This is a genomic window from Helicobacter sp. T3_23-1059, from assembly GCF_053654515.1.
Window position 1 is genome coordinate 41,968 of the sequence record NZ_JBSIUV010000007.1, and the last position, 19,303, is coordinate 61,270.

General features: G+C 40.0%; 12 protein-coding genes and 2 pseudogenes. 2 read left to right on the plus strand and 12 right to left on the minus strand.

Annotation, left to right across the window (positions count from 1 at the left end; translation table 11 throughout):
* Positions 1-150 precede the first annotated feature (150 nt).
* The 3 genes from ACWIX0_RS03405 to ACWIX0_RS03415 form a co-directional block, all read right to left on the minus strand.
* Positions 151-1,206, minus strand: a complete 1,056-nt coding sequence (locus tag ACWIX0_RS03405; RefSeq protein WP_454171958.1) for an SPASM domain-containing protein — start codon at positions 1,204-1,206, stop codon at positions 151-153.
* 98 nt (positions 1,207-1,304) lie between these two features.
* Positions 1,305-2,138, minus strand: coding sequence for a dephospho-CoA kinase (gene coaE / locus ACWIX0_RS03410; protein WP_454171960.1), 834 nt, complete (start codon positions 2,136-2,138; stop codon positions 1,305-1,307).
* 20 nt (positions 2,139-2,158) lie between these two features.
* The gene (locus ACWIX0_RS03415) at positions 2,159-3,070 is read right to left on the minus strand and encodes a spermine/spermidine synthase domain-containing protein (protein WP_454171962.1); all 912 of its coding nucleotides are present in this window, start codon (positions 3,068-3,070) and stop codon (positions 2,159-2,161) included.
* Positions 3,071-3,315: 245 nt separating this feature from the next.
* Here ACWIX0_RS03415 and ACWIX0_RS03420 point away from each other — a divergent pair, with 245 nt between their 5' ends.
* Both ACWIX0_RS03420 and ACWIX0_RS03425 read left to right on the plus strand, forming a co-directional pair.
* Complete coding sequence (locus tag ACWIX0_RS03420) at positions 3,316-3,936, plus strand: TRAP transporter small permease (protein ID WP_454171964.1); 621 nt, start codon at positions 3,316-3,318, stop codon at positions 3,934-3,936.
* A gap of 55 nt (positions 3,937-3,991) precedes the next feature.
* Positions 3,992-5,287 carry a TRAP transporter large permease gene (locus ACWIX0_RS03425; protein ID WP_454171965.1) on the plus strand — a complete coding sequence of 432 codons (1,296 nt, stop codon included), beginning with the start codon at positions 3,992-3,994 and terminating at the stop codon, positions 5,285-5,287.
* A gap of 49 nt (positions 5,288-5,336) precedes the next feature.
* Here the strand turns inward: ACWIX0_RS03425 and ACWIX0_RS03430 are convergent, their stop codons facing one another.
* From ACWIX0_RS03430 to ACWIX0_RS03470, 9 genes and pseudogenes are all read right to left on the minus strand, one after another.
* On the minus strand, positions 5,337-7,286 hold the full coding sequence (locus ACWIX0_RS03430) for an ArnT family glycosyltransferase (RefSeq protein WP_454171967.1): 1,950 nt from the start codon (positions 7,284-7,286) through the stop codon (positions 5,337-5,339).
* Positions 7,287-7,411: 125 nt separating this feature from the next.
* A complete protein-coding gene (locus ACWIX0_RS03435; RefSeq protein ID WP_454171969.1) occupies positions 7,412-10,375 on the minus strand; it encodes a DEAD/DEAH box helicase family protein in 2,964 nt (987 codons plus the stop codon).
* The gene (locus ACWIX0_RS03440; RefSeq protein WP_454171971.1) at positions 10,372-11,373 is read right to left on the minus strand and encodes a virulence RhuM family protein; all 1,002 of its coding nucleotides are present in this window, start codon (positions 11,371-11,373) and stop codon (positions 10,372-10,374) included. Before ACWIX0_RS03440 ends, ACWIX0_RS03435 begins: the two co-directional genes overlap by 4 nt.
* A pseudogene (locus ACWIX0_RS03445) lies at positions 11,363-14,167 on the minus strand (DNA methyltransferase). The gene ACWIX0_RS03440 and the pseudogene ACWIX0_RS03445 overlap by 11 nt, the downstream one beginning before the upstream one ends.
* A 42-nt stretch (positions 14,168-14,209) precedes the next feature.
* Positions 14,210-14,779: pseudogene (locus tag ACWIX0_RS03450) on the minus strand (site-specific DNA-methyltransferase); the annotation flags it as partial.
* A 205-nt stretch (positions 14,780-14,984) separates the two neighbouring features.
* Positions 14,985-15,797, minus strand: coding sequence for a DNA-methyltransferase (locus tag ACWIX0_RS03455; protein WP_454171972.1), 813 nt, complete (start codon positions 15,795-15,797; stop codon positions 14,985-14,987).
* A 1-nt stretch (position 15,798) separates the two neighbouring features.
* On the minus strand, positions 15,799-16,719 hold the full coding sequence (locus ACWIX0_RS03460) for a type II restriction enzyme (protein WP_454171973.1): 921 nt from the start codon (positions 16,717-16,719) through the stop codon (positions 15,799-15,801).
* Positions 16,720-16,779: 60 nt separating this feature from the next.
* Complete coding sequence (locus tag ACWIX0_RS03465; RefSeq protein ID WP_454149705.1) at positions 16,780-17,760, minus strand: iron-sulfur cluster assembly scaffold protein; 981 nt, start codon at positions 17,758-17,760, stop codon at positions 16,780-16,782.
* Between the two features lie 193 nt (positions 17,761-17,953).
* Entirely contained in the window at positions 17,954-19,138 is a 1,185-nt protein-coding gene (locus ACWIX0_RS03470) for a NifS family cysteine desulfurase (protein ID WP_454171975.1), read from the minus strand.
* Between the last annotated feature and the right edge of the window lie 165 nt (positions 19,139-19,303).

Below are 19,303 nucleotides of genomic sequence, written 5' to 3' on the forward strand. Positions count from 1 at the left end.
TTTGGGCTTAGTAAAATCTACCTAAAAAAACACTTTTTGCGCACTATAAAGCCTAGTGAGCCCTCCCACAAAGCTCACTTCAAAGCTAACTTTCAAAAAAAGATTTGCTACTAAAATCTTGCCACGACAAACCCCACTCCCAAAAAAGCCTTACTCCCAAAATCCACAACTCATGCATAGCTCCTCTCTTGCCTCCCCTAGCCTAAATCCATCGATGATATTTCGCGCCCGCGCACAATCCAAAATCTGCTTTAGCGGAGTTTCAAAAACATTGCCTAGATTTATCTCTCCTCCTCCATCGATACAGCAGGGGACTACTATGCCATTGCTTAGGATTCCTACTTGCTGTGTTAGGGCATAGCATTTGTGATATTTGTGGTGTTTGGGATTTTTGCTTCCATTTGTTGTGCCATTTTTGTTGTCAAATCCAGCCCACACAAAGCTACGCTTAACCACCAAAAGGGCTTTTTCCCACAGTCGGATTCTGCCCTTTATATCTAGCAGAAAATCAATATTTCCACCCAAAAATGCCTCTTTGATTGTAGTTATGCTTTTGCCACTCTGCCTAGATAAAAAATCAAAATCTACTAACGGAGCTAAATAACCACAAATCACGCATAATGCGGGTTTATCGCGCAATGTGCGCAAATCTTGGATTCTAAGGTTTAGAAAAATTTGCGGATTTGCTTTATGAGCGCATAAAAGCGCGATGATAGAATCCAAATACGCACTAAATCTTTTAAGGCTACTTTTTTGACTAGGATTTTGCCTAACGCAAAAATCACCGCTAGCCACACCATTTTTACCAAAATCTATGTTTGCAAAATCGTTTTTAGGCAAGATTTTTTTGAAAAAATTATCCACACCTGCTTCTAGCGAGATAGATAGCTGAAAGATAGGCGGGGACAAAAGCATATCAACGGTATGTTTGCCAAAAAACGCACCCGAAGTAACAATGTCAATTTTTGGTGTCTTATTTAGCTCTAAGCCGATTTTGCGAGCTATGTTTAGATATTCATCTAGTTTTTCTAAAGCACAGGGATCGCCTAAAATATGCAACGCAATATGTCTGCTAAAATGCAAAGCCTCTTTTAGACAATGCGCAAAATCTTTTACCCCCATAATCCCCCTTTTTGCCTTAGTAGCGGGGCAAAAGCTACAAGCAAGGTTGCAAATATCGCTTAACTCAATGTAGATTTTTTTCATTTTGGGTTTTTTTTTGGTTTTTTATTGATGATAGGCTTGCGATGATAGATTTGCGATAATAATTTTGCAAAGAGAGGCTACAAATCAACGACAATTTTTTAAGATTTTGATATTTTGCCCTCGCATAGCTCAAGCATTTTTATAAAATCTTTTAGGCTAGATTCTAGCTCTTCTAAAGTCGTATTGTTAAACAGCACAAAATCACTTTTTTGCATTTTTGTAGCACTTAGCATTTGGGTATCTATGCGTGCTTGTGCCTGCTCTAAAGTGAGAGAATCACGGCTTAAAATCCGCTTTATTTGAATGGCTTTGCTTGTGATGATACTTAGGCTAAATCGCGCATTATACCGCGCCTTGCCACCGCCCTCAAAAAAAAGCGGAATGTCTAAGAAATAATATTTTTTAGCGTCTTTTTGGGGATTTTGTGTGATTTGTTGTTCTAATTCTTGGGCTTTTGTATAGATTTGGGAGTGGATTTGTGGGTGGGTTATGGATTCTAAAAGTTTGCGTTTTTTTTCATCTGCAAATACGATTTTACCTAAGATTTTTCGGTTAATCTTTTGATTATTTTTTTTATCCATTTTTTTATGGATTTTGTTGCTTTTTGTCATATCGCTAGGCAAATCCAAACTAGAATCTACACTAGATTTTGAGCTAGATTCTAGGCAGGTGCTATCTAGCAAAATCTCTGCTCCAAATGCTTCTACTAGCAAATCTGCGCTAGATTCTAGCACGCTATGGGCAATCCTATCTGCGCACACTACGGCAAATCCTAATCCTTCAAGCATTTTTGCACAGCTAGATTTTCCACTTGCTATCCCACCTGTCAAAACGATTGCGTGGGGTAAAAATGGCGAATGATATGGATAATCTTGCAAATCCTCTATGTTTTGAAAATATTGATTTTTAGGATTTTGACTTGTTGTTTTCATTTACACACTTTATTAGTAGATTAGCTTTTGATAAGCGTGGCATATTTGCGCTCCATATCCGCACTTAGCGCAAATGCAGCTTCGTGTATGCTTGAATTATAATAGGTTAGATTTTCTAGCATATCACATTTTTGTAGCCAAAAATCTGCTAAGGGGTGAATGCCTTTTGAAGCAAACACAAATGCCTTGTGGCTAAAAATAGGCACAAAAAATGGCATAACAATGCTAAAAAATCCACCAAATTCTCTCAATGCGATTTCAAACTCTCTCTCTTCAAAAAGCGGATGAGGCAACGAAGCAATAAACACACCCTCTTTTTTCATAAGCCTTGCTAGCCCATCTATCTCGTGTGAATTAGGCGTGCGTGCGTGAATGATGAGCGAATATTTTTGCAAAGGCAAATCAATAGCTTTTTGATAATGAGAAAAAAGCGGATTTTCTCTCACTTCGCTAAAATGAGGCAAAAAGCTAATTAGCGAATCAAGCACCTTACTATCGCTTTGGACAAAGCAAGTAGGCATATTGTGTTTGAAAAGCTGGTATGGGATTTCTAGATTAAACCCGCCCAAAATCAACGCATTATGCGGGATAATAGCGGGGGTTTGTTGCGTGTTTTGCTCATTTAGATTTTGCGAAGTTTGTGGAGTTTGCAGATTTTGCAAATTGTGTGAATCCTGTGGATTTTGTGGCAGTGGATTTGGCTCAATCTCTAGCCTATCTTGCAAGACACACGCCCCGATGTGCGCGACTATCTCGCTTTCTATATGGATATGCTTTTCTACCATTACTTCGCATTCATCAAAAAGGGCGATTTGCCCTAGCTCCTCTGTGCGAAAAAGCTCCAAAATATGCTCGCTTCTCACATCTAAAATCTTATCTTTGATTGCGTATTCTTCGCGCAGGCTTTGCCCGATTTGTCGATTAAGCCACATTGTTTTCCTTTGTTGTTGTGATAGTTGTTGATTATGTAGCGTTTGTTTGTCTAAATGCCATAAAGCAGTAAAAAACGCATTATAAAACACTAAAAATATAAAAACGCTTAAACACACTTAAAATTTGGAATCTAGTGAATATGAAAGAAAAAGCCCATCAAAAAAGTAGATTAAATTTACCATAAAAAACTACAATATAAACTCATCTTAAGACTTTAGCTACTCAAACCCACACAAGGAACGCTATGAAAACCCTGCTTTTACTTCTACAAAAGCCTTTCAAATGGGCGCATCTAAGCCCTAGAGTAAATCAAATCTTTCGCGTGCTTGACATAATCATCGCTGGAATCAACAAAAATATCGCTGTCTTTGGGCTAGTCGCTGGCGTAATCATAATCGCCCTAAATGTAACCACGCGCTTTATCGCAAGCATTTATCCTTCTGTGCATTCGCTCACTTGGGGCGAAGAGCTAGCGGGGTATTGTTTTATATGGAGTGCGCTTTTTGGCGCGGCGTATGGATTTCGCAAAGGTGTGCATATCAGTGTGATGGTGCTTGTGGAGCGATTCCCCCCTGCGCTAGCAAAATCCTGCGTGATTTTCTCGCATATTTTAAGTGCGCTATTTTTGGCTTTTATGGCGTATGCAGGGTTTTTAACCGTAGAACTTTATATGGATTTGGGACGATATAGCGAGGCATTTCATAATGTGCCTTTGTGGATTTTTTTAGTGTGCTTGCCATTGTCATTTCTAGGGGCGACTTACCGTGTCATCGAAAAAATCTATGAAGTCTCTTGGCTAGAATCTAGCAAGGTAGTCAAACGCACGCAAGATGAGATAATGCACGATGTGGCTATCAAAGAATAACAAGCAAAATCTATAAAATCAAAACCACATTAAACAACATTTAAGGAGAATCTAAATGAGTATCATCGTGCTATTTGTTTTATTGTTTGCTCTGCTTTTGGTGGGTGTGCCTGTGGCAGTTTCGCTTGGGATTAGCTCTCTTGTGTGTATGCTGTTATTTACTAGCCACGACATAAGCGGAATCCCCGATATTTTTATCTCTGCATTTAAACCAACCCTTATGGCGATTCCTATGTTTATCCTTGCGGGTTCGCTTCTAAGCAAAGGAAGTGCGGCAAATCGTATCATAGATTTTGCAAAATCGCTTGTAGGACATTTGCCCGGCGGGCTTCCTATGAGCGCGATTTTGGCGTGTATTATCTTTGCGGCGGTGAGTGGTAGCTCGCCTGCGACAGTAGTGGCGATTGGCTCGGTTATGTTTGTGGCTATAAGGGAAGCGGGCTATCCCAAATCCTACGCCGTAGGCGCGATAACCACAGCGGGGAGTCTAGGGATTTTGATTCCACCAAGTGTGGTGATGATAGTCTATGGCGTAACGGCAAGTGGGCTTAGTGATTTGAGTGGCAAAGAAATCGTAGTGTCTATCGAAGCGTTGTTTAAAGCAGGAATTATCCCCGGGCTAATGATAGGTGGAATGATGATGATATATGCCTACTTTGGCGCAAAAAGACTAGGATACAAAGCCAACAAGGCAGAATCTTTTAGCGTGCGCTTAAAGCAATTTTTGCGTGCATTTTGGGCATTGCTAATCATCGCCGTAGTCATAGGGGGAATCTATGGAGGGCTATTTACCGCCACAGAGGCAGCAGGCATAGCCGTTGTATATGCGTTTATCATTTCTGTGTTTGTGTATAGGGATTTGAAGTTAAAAGATTTATATGCGGTGTGTTTAGATGCAGCTATTACTACGGCGATGATATTTCTTATCATAGGTTGCGCAGTAGTATTTGCACATTTCCTCACAAGCGAGCGTATCCCCCACACAATAGCAGAATTTTTAATCCAAAAAGAAATGACTTGGTGGATGTTTTTAATCGTAGTAAATATCTTGCTTTTTGTGATGGGGCAGTTTATGGAGCCTAGCTCAGTGGTGATGATAATGACGCCTCTGCTCCTGCCTATCGCCGTATCGCTTGGGATCGACCCGATACATTTTGGAATCATAATGGTGGTAAATATGGAGCTAGGAATGATAACACCACCTGTGGGGCTAAATCTTTTTGTCGCTAGCTCGCTTACAGGGCTAAGCCTAAAAGATGTGGTAATATCCGTGCTTCCGTGGCTAGTTGTGATGCTAGTAGGGCTAATGCTTGTTAGCTACATTCCACAGATTTCACTTGCGTTGGTGTAGTATTTGATACAAATGCAAAATCATAGAATGTGGGAATCTATTTCGCTACCTAAAAATTCTGCAAAAGCGTTATGCCTTTAGATTCTACGATTGGGCTAAATGCGGGAGCATAAAGCGCGAAAAACTCGCCAAAGGTAGCAAAATCGCTTGTTTTTATAGCGATACTTACACGCTCATTTGTGCCCAAAATCTCGCTTAAAGCACAACCCTTAAGCCCTTGATTGCGGGTTGTCTCGCTATTTAATGCCACGCATTCTTGCAACTCTTTGCGTGTGTAGATTTCCTCTCGCAATGGCGTTATGGAGGGATTTTTAGCCCTAAGCGCGTCATTTTTAGCGTGGGTATAAAACTCCGCAGAATAAGACGGGCTAAACCCGATAAAAGCAAGCCTAGAATCCCCGCTAAAGCGCGTAAAAATATCTTTGTGATGATAGGGGGAGAGCAGGTTTTGCGCACTTTGCGTAGGCACAAACACACCAAACCCACCCACAAGCACCAAAGGCAAAATCCAAATGTATGTCGCAAACGCCTTTGTGCGCGTAGAGAAAATCCACTGCGCGAGCAATATACTAAATGGAATCACGCAGGGCAGGACATAAGTCCAAAGCACATTGCGCGAGAGGGTAAAAAATGCTAGCGGGGTAAGAATCCAAAGCGTGAGGTAGAGAGTTTTTGCATTATGCGTGAGGAGATTTTGCGCGATTTGCCCCGCCAAATCCCGTGTGGCATTGAAAAAAGAGGCTTTCATAAAAGGGCTTTTTGCGGAGATTGTAAAATGTGCAAAGAGCGTGGCGAAGTGGCGGGCGAAAAATCCTACAAAAATAATGCTCCAGGGCAAAAACGCCACGAGGAAAAATATCCAAATGCTCCCAAGCGTGCGTGAATGCGCGCTCCCATACAAATCCCCCTCCCAGCCACTGACTAAAAATCGCTTAAAATGCTCACCGATGATAAAATACTCCAAAAATCCTTCGCTTTTCATCTCGCACAAAATATACCACGGAAGCGCGATAAGCAGGGCGAGGAGAGTCCCGCTCACAAGGGGCAAATTGCTGTAATGCAGTGTGAGATTTTGGCTTGCGTTTGTGGTGGTTTGTGCGGGTGTGTTTTGTGGATTTTGGGTGAGATTTTGGGTTATTTGGCGAGATTGACAAATGCGATGAAAAAGCCACATAAGCACGGCAAAGCCCATAAGTGGCACGAGTGAAAGCACAAAAATAAGCGGTCCTTTTGCAAGCAATCCTAGCCCAATCCCCACAAAAAACACATATCCCCAAAATCGTGCTTTTTGCGTGCTTTGGCTCGCGCTTTTGCTTGCTTTATCGCCCGTATTTGTGTCGTTTTTGGCTTTAAATTCTGAATCTTGTATGTGTAAATTTTTACTTGCCACGCAATTCCAAAACCCCACCATACACAGCCCAACGCAGAAGAGCAAAAACTCATCAGTCATCACAGCCCCACACGCGACAAGCCCAAGAGCCGTGCTAAGCATAATAATACTACTCGCTAAAGCAAGCGTGTATCGGGAGCGTGTGAGATTTTGCAGTTGCCATTTTTTGTGAGTTTGCAAAAGATTTTGCGCTTCTTTAGGGCTTTGTAAGGGGGCAAAATCGCGCATATCATAACGCCACGCAAAAAACAGCGCACATACGAGCAATCCCGCGACAAAAGGCGCGATTCTCGCACCAAATTCATTGACTCCAAACAGGCTCATTCCTAGCGCACTCCCCCAAAAGCTAAGCGGAGGCTTGCCCCAAAATGGCGACTCATAAGTGTAGTGTAGCACCACAAAATCGCCCAACTCGAGCATTTTGCGAGCCATTTCGGCATATCGCGCCTCTGTGGGGTCCATAAGCGGATATAGCGCGAGGCTAACAAGGCGAACAAACACAATAAAGACAAACAACGCCAAAAGCGCGTAAAATAGCTTGAAGTATGTAGTTTGGGGGGGGGGGTGGTTTGCGTGTTTTGTGGCATTATGTTCCTTTATTAGCGTCATATTAGCATTTGGCAAAATCCAAAAAATTATAACCCAAAATTATAGCTTAAGATTGTAGCCTAAGAATATTACTTAGGATTTTGGCAAAGAGTTTTTACGCGTGATAAACACAAACAAAATCTAACCTAAATACTCCCTAAAATATCTGCCACATCACTACAAATATACCCTTTTAGATTCTCATTATAGACGCGCTCTTTGTTGTAATACACGAGCTTTACGCGCACTTTTTGCCCATCATAAGTTAAAATAGCATTTGCAAAAATATCGCTAAATCCCCGCGCTTTATCTAACGCATTTTGTGGAGCTAGATTTACACCCTTTGGGTCGATAAAGATAATACTAAATTCACTTTCGCGCTTTACCCAAAAGATAAAATCAGGGTAAAATTTCCGCATTTCTTGCATAGCTTCATCAAAATAAGGCAGATAGATTTCATCGACATTTTCTACTAATCGACAAAAGCACCATTCACATTTTTTGAGCGCGTTAGATTCACTCGCCACATACTCGCCTAAATCGCGTAAAAACTCCACTTCGCTAGGGTGTTTTATCGCATACACTACCCCACCTTTGCCCTTTTCATCGATAATTAGCGGATTATAATAATGTTTTGACAAGCTAGAATCTAGCGTGTAGCCATAGACTTCATCGGTGGCTTTGCGTGTGCTAGATTTTATCGCTTTGGTGTAGTCCTCTATGCTTAGTTTGCCGCTTTTTACCTCTTCGATTAGCTCGGATTCTGATTTTTGTCCCGCATTTGTGCTACTTACTAGCTCTTTTATTTTCTTGTTGATTTCATCGATGATGACTTCATCTAGTGTGCTACTAAATTTTTCAAAATGACAGATTTCATTATCTAAATTTTTAAATTCGCTCAACTCTTTTGCTTTGCTATGGAAAAATCTATCGACAACTACAAAAGCATTTCTAGGATTTAGATTTTGCCTATTTCCGCGCACTTCAAAGCCTTTGTTCTCGCGGATTTTGCGCGCTGTGCTAAGCCCTAAATCCGCAGCCTTGCACCCACCACTAAGCAGTAAAATATCCTCATCATAGCTCTCCACAAATTTACGCAAATTCTCAAAATCTACCTTAGAAATCGCATAGACTTCGTTACGCTTTTTGCCCTCTTTATATGTCGGCACAAGCAATGGCGAAAAATCTTTCCTAACCTTAAAACCACTGATTTTCCCACTTGTTTTAAAAGATTCAATCCCTTGCAAAATCCCATCAATCGCATTATAATCACTTGCCATTATAAATAAGCTCTCTAGCCCCGCACATAAAGGCGTTAGGCTAGATTTTATGGTAGAATCTATATGTGCTTTTTCAAGCCTTTTGCGCACATTTGCAAAAGGCTCGATTCGCACCCCTCGCCCAATGGTTTGCAAGACATATTTTTTAGCGTTTTTAGAGCCAATGTTTATAAAGCAGATAAGATTCACGCGGTTGCTATCCCAGCCTTCATTAAACACCTTGCTACCCATCATTATATTTATGGGCGAAGTTTGAGAGTTGATATTGTCAAAATAGCTTACGCCCAAATCCTCCCCACTCTCCACACCGAGCGTTTGTAGATACTGCTTTTCCCACTCTTTTGTGCTACCGATATTTAGCAGCATAAAAGGCGTATTTGCATTTTTACTCTTAAATGCCAACTCTTTATCGTTGCCTTTGATTTTGCACGCTTCAATGCTAGATTTTTCATTTGCATAAAACACGGTTTTTCTAAGCGCATTAGAATCCACGCTCCCCACGATTTCTAAAAACTCCGCCCTTATCTCACTTGTGCCAAAATACACATTCGCATTTTTTAGCTTTTCTTTTAGATTTTGTGCGATAGGCGTTATGTCAATGTCATTTGCCAAAATGGATAAAATCGCTTCAAAGTAGAGCTTCACCCCCGCTTCTTGCGTATTGACTTTATCACTCACAGCGATGATTAAAGGATTGTGATAAAGCAAGGGAGAGGATTTAGCGACATTTTGAAACTCGCCAAATTTGCTAAAAAGTCGCTCTTTGCTTAATCTTATCGCACAAAAGAGGATAAAACTCTCTATGATTCGCTCACGCTTTGTCGCTTCTATCTTTTGAGTATCGCCCCCGCTATCTTTAAAAGCGCGCAAATCACTATCAAGCACAGCGATATTTTTGCCATATCCATCGGTATTAAACCGCTCCAAATTATAATTAAACGCGCAGGTATCTAAATCTAGCTTATCCTCAAATGTCGCACTAAAATTAAAGATAAATCCCCGCGAAAAGTCATTTTGACGCAAAGATTCGCCATTTGGTAACATTCCGCTAGATAGCACATTAAAATACCCCTTTCGCACAGAATCCTTGCTATCGCCTTTGTGCGCTTCATCTAGCAGGATATACCACCCGCTTTGTGTCAAAAAGTTTTTATGATTTAGCCTTTTTGCCTTGCTATCTTTACCGACATTTTCAGCACTGTCTAGCAAATCACTTCTAGCCACATACACCACCGCTTCGCCAAAGAGATTTGCGCTAGATTCTGCCCTCTCAAAATCTTTTAGTTCTTTTAGCGTGATTGCATTTGCATTGTAGGCATTATACGCGTTTATCTGCTCCCTAAATTGCGCTAAAATCTTATCATTTGGCGCAAGTAGCATTATAGGCTTTTTGGGAATCTCGCCTTTTTGGCTTAGGCTATTTAGCAGGGCGATTAGCTTTATCATTACGATAGTTTTGCCACTGCCTGTCGCCATCCAAAAACTTGCGCGATTTATGTCGCTTCGCTCGATTGGCGTTATTAGATTTTGCCTTTGATATGTACGATAAGCGCGTAGCAGTGAATCTGCATTGTCATTAAAAATTTCGATTTGTGCATAATCGCTGTGATTTTGGTTTATGTCGCCCATATAGAGTTTTAGCGCGATTATGGCGTGTTTGAGCGCGGATTGCTGATATTCTTGCAAGGTAATGCTATGTGAAAATGTGGCAAAATCTATCTCGCCCAAAAACTCGCTAAAATCTGCATAATTTTCTTTGATGATTTCATTTAGCACGAGTTTTTTAGCGACACTCTCGCTCATAGATTTTGGTTTTTGATTTTTGCTCATTTTTTGCCTTTTTGTAATTCTTTATAGCTAGTTTCAAGTTCTTTTATGTCGTTTTCATCTGCCTTTTTAGCTTCTATTGTTTTGCGTTTGGCGTTAAAAATTTCGTATTTTTCGCGCACGATTTTTTCCATTTGTGTATTTGAAATCTTGCCAAAATCTTTTAAAATCTCTTTGCCTTGAAATTTTAGCAACGAATCCACATTTTCTTTCCAAAAGTCCATCGTAAGCGTTTGATTGTCTTTAACGCGCAATTCAGCAGATTCTAAAAACACATTTACAAGGCGATTTAAGCTATCTAATTCATCTTTGTTTAGATAATTTTTAGCGATGATTATGTCGCCTTTGCGCACGATATTGCCACTCCACGAAGTTAGCCCTATATTTGGCGCATTTTCATTAGCACGAGCACAGATTAGCTCGGAGGCAGTTTGGTGGGTAACGGCATAAAGTAGTTTATTTTGCGTATCGGCAAAAAACATTTGCGTGGCTTTATCGCTAGCGTCATAATCCACGCTCAAAGCAAATAAATCGCGCACTTTTTGATAAAATCTTTTTTCACTTGCGCGAATATCGCGGATTTGCTCTAATAGCTCATCAAAATAATCCGTCCTACCATTTGGATTTTTAAGCCTTTTGCTGTCGATTAAAAAGCCTTTTTGCAAGTATGTTTGCAAATGCTCATTTGCCCAGATTCTAAACTGCACACCGCGTTTGCTTCGCACACGAAAGCCGATAGCCAAAATCATCTCTAATGAATAAATTTTCGTATTGTATGACTTGCCGTCTTTGGCAGTTATCAAGTATTCCTTGACAACTGAATCTTCGCTCAATTCCCCGTCTTTTAGGATATTTTGGATATGCAAACTCACATTTTGCTTTGAGGTGGCAAAAAGTTCTGCGATTGCGCTTTGTGCCAAATATAGATTTTCGCCAAACTCATATAGCTCGACTTTTGCCTTGCCATCAGTGGTAGTGTAGAGGATTATGTTATTTTGCATTTGCTTCCCACCAAATGAGATTTTTTAGTTTTGGGTATTTTGCTATGTCGATAGATTCTAGGCTTACAATTTCGCCGTTATGATATTCGCAAGATTCTATGCCCACAGATTCTGCGTTTGCAGATTTCCCTTTACTTATGGAGGCTTTTTCTTCCCCCTCACTTGCGGAGTTTTTGCCTTTTGTTCCCCCTCCCTTTGCGGAGGGGGCTAGGGGGTGGGTAGATTTATCCAAAAATAACCGCTTGATTTTCCACCCCATAAGGTTAGCAATGCTTTGAAATATGTCAAATTCTGCCCTATATCCGCTCATATTTAGCGTTATGGGCTTGTCGCATTCTTTGTTTAGCTCTTTTATGAGTTTGCGGGATTTGCGGTAGTCGATGATATGATACCCACCCCCAATGTCGCTCTCCGCAATGGTGGGGGAAATGCCGTCATTGCGAGAATCTGCGATAGCGGATTTGTGGCAATCCAAATTTTTGTCATTCTGAGCTTTCGCAGAAAGCGAAGAATCTCTATTGTTGTATTTTTGAGATACTTCGCTTCGCTCAGTATGACAAACGACAGAACTATTCAAAACATATTCACAATTTGCCAACGCCTCTTCGTAGGATTCTAACTCGTAATATCTAAACGCTCCGCCGCCTTTATATTCGGTTTCTTTACTAATTCCGCTTTGAAATCCCGCTACAACTTTTTTAAGTCTTGGAATAACCACTTTATAAAAATGTTCGCCCATTTCCACGCCTATAAATTTTCGTCCCAATTTTAAAGCCACCGCGCAAGTTGTCCCGCTTCCAGCAAAGAAATCTAAAATAGTAGAATTTTATTTACTTGCAATATCTAAAATGCGTTTTAACAGTTTTTCTGGTTTTGGGGTATCAAAAATTTCATCACTAAATAATGCTTTTATTTCTTGTTTAGCTATTTGATTGTGTCCAACTTCATCATATCGCCAAAGAGTTTTTGTAACAACACCCTGCTGAACTTCTGACAAAAATTGCTTAATTTGTGGTTTTGAATCGTTATTTTTTCCAAAATAAATTCTATTATCTTCTAATAGTTTTTCGTAATTATCTCTTGAAGTCTGCCAACAACTTCCACTTGGTGGATATACAACTTTTCCGCTTGGTGTAGTTATAGGATAATCATAGTTTGCAGAGTAAGTTTTTGCTGAAAATCCACCAGCTTTCCAAGCACCTCTCGGGTCGTTATCAGGGTTTGTATATCTTGCATTCATTTCTTGTGTTCTTGGCATTAAAATGGGTTTCCAAATATCCTTATCTCTTGCATAACATACAATAAAATCGTGGTTATCGCTAAAATACTTTGAGTCATTTGCGGGTGAATACTTTTTTTCCCAAATCAAATTAGATACAAAATTTTCATTGCCAAACACACTATCCATTAAAAGCTTTAAATTCGCTTGTTCATTATCATCAATGCTTACAAAAATACTGCCCTTGTCATTTAAGATATTTTTGCTTAATTCAAGGCGATTGCTTATCATAGAAAGCCACGAAGCGTGGTTAAATTTATCGGCATAGATAAAATCATCATTGCCTGTATTATAAGGTGGGTCGATATAAATCAAATCAATTTTATTTTGATATTTTGGCATTATGGAGTTTAGGGCTTGGAAGTTATCGCTTTTTATGAGTTCGCCATTTAGCAAGGATTCTACATCATCAAAGGCGTTAAGCAAGGCAAATTTTGTCTCTTTGCTTAAATGCTTTGTGTCAATGGGTAGGAATTTGTATTTTTCGTTTTGCGCATTTAAATCTTTGTCATATTGAGGCTTTGAAAAAGCCGAAATATCTCTATTTTTGCTATCTTTTGAGATACTTCGGGCTTCGCCCTCAGTATGACAAACGCTATATTCATTGCGAGAATCTGCGATAGTAGATTCGTGGCAATCCAAATTTTTGTCATTCTGAGGTTGCGTAGCAACCGAAGAATCTCTATTGTCTGATTTATGAGATACTTCGCTACGCTCAGTATGACAATATTTGATAAAGTCTTTTAATGATTTTAAACTAAAATCCTCATCGACTAAATTTAGCTCTTTCCATTCTTTAATCTGTGATTCAAAATGTGAATCGCTAAAAATGCGCTCCAAAAGCGTGTCTAGTTTTTCGCTACGAGATACCCACCCCTTAAGCCCTCTCTCCGCACAGGGAGGGGGAATAATGGGCGAATCTTCCGCAAGGGAGGGGGACAAGAGAGAATCCTCCGCATTAGATGGAGAATCTTTATAAGCATTTGCCAAAATCACTTCAATGCTAAACACATACTCCGTCTTTTTGGCAAATTTTGGTTTTAGCCAAATAGCTTTTAGCTCGTCCTCAAATCTAGCGATAAAATCTATGATTTCATAAGCTAGGTTTTTGACTTGCTGCAAACGACTGATTGCGACATTATTCCACTGCTGAAACGCGCTGTCTTTGTAAAGGTAGCCAAACATCCACAAATCAAACTGCTCTTTTAAAAATCCTCCCGCGTCTTTGTGGATAAAGAAATCTATCTCATTTTGCTTTTTGTAACTTGAAAAGAGCTTTTTTAGGGATTCTAAATGCGAATCGGTGGGCTTTTTAGGCAATAGATTTTTGTCAATTAGTGCTTTTATGAAATCATCGCTAAATTCATTAGAATTTGCTTTGAAAACATTAAGAAAATCGGGGAATAAATCTTTTTGGTTGGTTACTTTTATGGCGATTTGGGGGATTTGATTTTCATTTGTGCTAGATTCGCTAGGATTTTGGGTTTCCCCATCCCTTGCGGAAGATTCGCCCATTATTCCCCCTCCCTGTGCGGAGGGGGTTAGGGGGTGGGTATCAATAGAATCTAGCTTAAAAATCACCTTGCTTTTGTTGTTATCGGCATTTTGCCTATATTCACTCGCGTCAAAAAATATGCTAAATCTACCCTCATTGTCCTGCAAAGTAAGGCTTTGATAGAGCGTGTCGCTTTTGACATAGTAGAGATTTTGGGTTTTGTAAAAAAGGCTTGTGTCTTTGGAGTTGCTATAAATTTTGGCATAGATATTTTTGTAAATCGGCGTATCGGTAAAAAACGGTGTGCCTGTCTCATTTAGGTAGCTATCAAAAAATGTGTAGAGTTTGTTGTAAATATCATTTGATTCTATGCTATCATCGCCCACTAGCTCATTTATACGCGATTGCAAATGCGCTTTGATATGCGCAAAATACTGCGCTTTAATGTGGAGTAAGTTTGTAAAACCACTTTGCGCAGTGCTTGTGTTTGCGCCACTTGCTGTGCTGTTTGCATTTGCCTTGCCATTACTTGCATTTGTGCTATTTTGGGTTATGCTATTTTGTGCACTCTTTATCTTTGCCCCTAGATAGCAATCCTCTAACTTACTAAAAAACGCCTTTTTGTAGTCCATTTGCCCGCCTTAATACTTCCAAATCAGTATAAAATATCGCAAAATCATAGCTAAATTTTGCTTGTATTTTTATAATGGCTAGGCACAAACACACTTAGATTTTGCAAAAATTTTTGAATATTTATTTTATGATTTTTGGGATTAAGTCATCTAATATGCGTTGTTAGGTCGATTTTGCGCTAGAAGTTGTGGATAATGCAAACGCCTAAAACAAACTTAGTTCTGCGTTGTTTGGGCGAATTTGGCGCACAAAGTTTGGTAATCTAAATTCATTTTTAATCGCGCCATTTGATTTTAGCCTATCATTTATCATATCAAAGTAGGGCTTATGTAGCTCGCAGCTTAGCCATTTGCGTTTGAGATTTTCACACAATAAAATCTCCCCTCCACTCCCGCCAAATAGCACAAACACACTATCGCCCTCGTTCGTGCAAGATTTGATAAACATTTCTACTAGCGGACTCGGAATTTGACAGGAATGAAAGGTTTTATCCTTACTCACATTTTTGACTAAATCAAAATAAAACCACGAGTAAGGCATTCGCCCCTTTTCGCCCCGCTCCATTCGCGCTTTTATGCGTTTGTCGGTGGGGTTTTGATAAGGTAGGGCGATATTGTCTTTGTAAAAATGATTGTCTTTAGATTTTGTGGCGTGTAAAATCGAGCGGTGCGCGGTAGTGAGACGCCGTTTGCTATGCCCGACATTTGTGTTATACACCCACACATATTCGCTCACATCATAAGCCAAACTATCAAGGCATTTCACACGCAAATACGCATTTTGTTTGGGATAATTCATAAAAAACGCATTGCCACTAGGCTTTAGCACGCGCAAAGATTCGCTCGCTAACTCGCTATACCACGCGATATAATCCTCCCATTTTTGCGTGTATTTGCTCCCATTATAATCAATGCCGACATTATAATCAGGATCCCCCCAAATCATATCCAAGCAATCATTTGGCAGGGATTTTAGGATTTTAATCGTGTCGTCATTGTAGATTTTATTCCACTCCATATTAACCCCTTTTTGGAATATATTTGTGTGATTTTAAAATATATTCCCTAGACTTTATAAACTTAATAGAATCAAGTTGCAACGGATTTTCAAAAGTATAAGCCCAAAGTTTTAGGCTATTTTCATTGCGCGTAAGATAGCAACAAATAATCTCTTTAATCGGCAGATTCGCGTTTGTGTAATACAAAAATGGGTGATAAATTTGATACACATTAAAATCTTTTGGTTCGCCATTTTTTGCTTCAAAAATGCCGATTGTGCCATTATATTCTAGCGTCAAGTCGATTTCTATTTGTTGATTTTTTGCAACTATTTTTTCATTGTCAAAATAATATTCTAAATCTGTATTTGTGCGATGAGGAAAATATGTTCTTGTGCCATCACAAAATATATGATATTCAATATGCCATTTATCATTGGTATCAACTATGACATTTATATGGTTTATACTTGTTTTATTGTTTATTGAGTTATAGTAATTATTTATTGATTTTTCTACAATTTTAAAATATTTTTTTGGCTCATACTCATCAAAAAATAAAAAATGATGCAAAATGTGATAGTTATTCGCCATACTTAAAACATTGCTTTCGCTATCATTGAACTCATCTAGCAACCCTTTTTGATAGTCCCAAGTTATGTTTTCTTGTATCGGCTCAAATGCGTGGTAGAGTTTATCTATGCCTTTGATAAATTTATGATTCCCGCTACCTAAATGCAAAAGACAAATGTCATTTTCTCTAAAAAAGCGCGGGAGTTTCTCACTAGAATCTAGCTTTGTGGCGTCAAATGGATTCCCAAAATTATGCTTTTTGGCGTAATCTTTAACCAAATCATTGTGAAAGACAAAATCATTTTGTGCTTCGCAATGATTATACAAATCAAGCAAGACAGCGTGTTTTTTGTTTGTCCTAGATTGCATATTTGCTCTTAGAGTCGTGTATTTTTGCTTGTTTGGGTGTGGTTTCTCACAAATGCGCGATTATATCGGCATCACGCGAATACTAGAATCTAGATTCTCTTGCAAGACAGATTCTATCGCATAGAGCGTGCCTGTGGCAGCACTCGCGCACCCATCGCACGCCCCCATATAGCGAATGTATATATCAATATGCCCATCGCTTGTGTCTTTAATATCGAGGATTTCCATATTTCCGCCGTCCATCATTAGCATAGGGCGGATATTTTCATCGATGACTTTATCCACCATTTTTACCTTTTGCACCATTGTCATATCGGAGAATTTCGCGCCATCACTTTGGCTTTTTTCATATTGATTTTTGAGCTTTTCGCTCTCCATTTCAGTGCGCACGGCGTTTAAAATATCCACGAGATAATATTCTCTCTTCTCGTGTCCGCCCTCTTTTATGCAGGATTTGCAAAACGCGCCTGCTTTGGTGTATTGCGTGATTTCTTCTACCGTTTTTAAGTCGTTGAGTTTGATGACTTCTTTTATGGTTGAGAGGCTAACGCGCGCGCATTCACACACGATGATTTCGTCCTCAAAATCCTCCGCATCTTTGCCTAGATACATTCCTGCAGCCTTTTTGATGACATCATACGCCATTACCGAGCAGTGCATTTTTTGCCCGGGCACAGCGGGCGTATCGGGGTCATCACGCAGTGCCTTTTCCACATCGATATTGGTGATTTTCACGGCGTCTTGGACTTTTTTGTTTAGGCATAGCTCTACCATCATATCGCTACTTGCAATCGCCGTCCCACAGCCAAAGCTCTTAAACTTCGCATCAATGATTGTATCATCGTTATCCACGAGCCAATAGAGCCGCACCGCATCGCCACAAGATTCTGCGCCATAGTCGGCAACGATTAGCTTCGCACCTTTTTCATCTGCCATTTCTTGCGTGATGACGCCCAAATGTGTGGGGTTGTCCATTCGTTGTGCTACTTTTTTGCTATATGCGTCCCATAACGCACCACCGATTAAGTCATTTTTTGCCATTTTTTATCCTTTTGTTGTTGTGGTAGTTTTGTTTGTTTTATTCAAAATTCTAGCATTTGCGGTATTGCTTTTTGCAATCTACTCGCTTGCGCGAATGAGGCGTATTAGACATACGCCGCAGTGAAGCGTAGTGAGTAGATTGTGAAAATGACTACCCAAAGACGAATTTATCACAAAAAGACAAGCACAAAATCTAAGCCCCATAGGAGCTAGAAATATTGCGTAGTCTATCTACTGCCCTCCTAAACACCTCCAGCGTATAAACTATCTCCTCTTCAGTATTAAACCTGCTAAGCGAGATTCTAATCGCAGTATGTGCCAGCTCCTTGTCTGCACCTACGGCTACCATTATGGGATTTGCCTCCAAATCCTCGCTAGCACACGCACTACCCGTGCTACACGCAATTCCTGCTTTATTCAAATCCCATAGCATTGCCTCGCCCTCTATGCCTTTGACGCTTACTAAAATCGTATTTGGCACACGATGAGTAATATCGCCAATCACGCGCACATCAGGGATTTCTAGCAAACCAGATTCTAGCTTATCACGCAAGGATTTGACATAAGTCTCTTCAAATCCTAAATAATCATTTGCTAGTTGCATAGCCTCGCCCATTCCCACGATATATGGGACATTTAGCGTGCCACTTCGGCGTCCACGCATTTGCTCTCCTCCGTGAAGTAGGGGCGTGAGATTCACACCCCTACGAATGTATAGCGCACCTATGCCCTTTGGTCCGTGAAATTTATGTGCTGAAAGGCTTAGCAAATCTACATTAGCTTTTTGGACATCCACAGGGATTTTGCCGATAGCCTGCACCGCATCGGTGTGAAAAAGCACTCCTTTTTGCTTGCAAATCGCGCCGATTTCCTCAATGGGAAAAATAGCCCCCGTTTCGTTATTTGCCCACATTACGCTAACTAATGCGGTTTTGTCATTGATAGCGTCTGCGACTTGGCTTGCAAAGATTGCTCCGTGCTTATTGACAGGCAGGCGCGTAATCTTTACCCCCAATGATTCCAAAAAATCACAAGTCGCACCGATTGCTGGGTGCTCTACTTCGGTAGTGATAATGTGGTTTTTTGGGCTATTTTTTATGTCGCCACCATTATGGATTAGCTCAAAATACACGCCTTTTAGTGCCCAATTATTCGACTCTGTCGCACAAGAAGTGATAATAATATCATCTTCATCATTTGCATTTAGCCCTGCATACATTTTTTCAAGTCCATCGGCTATGGCTGGGTGAGTCTCTGTGCCAAATTTATGCAGGCTATTTGGATTGCCAAAATGCTCGAGGAAAAATGGCTCCATAGCTTCTTTGACTTTTGGGTCAATCATTGTTGTTGCGTTGTTGTCTAGGTAGATTCTTTTCATTGCATTCCTTTGTTGCTTAATGTTTGCTAGCTTTTTAAGGCTTTTTAAGGCATCTCATCACAAAGCTAGGCATATAGATAAAGGCTAGTTTTTGCAAAATATCCATAATCATTGATAATCCACTTGATAAAAAAAACATATCTTAAAATATGCCCTCTTGCTACT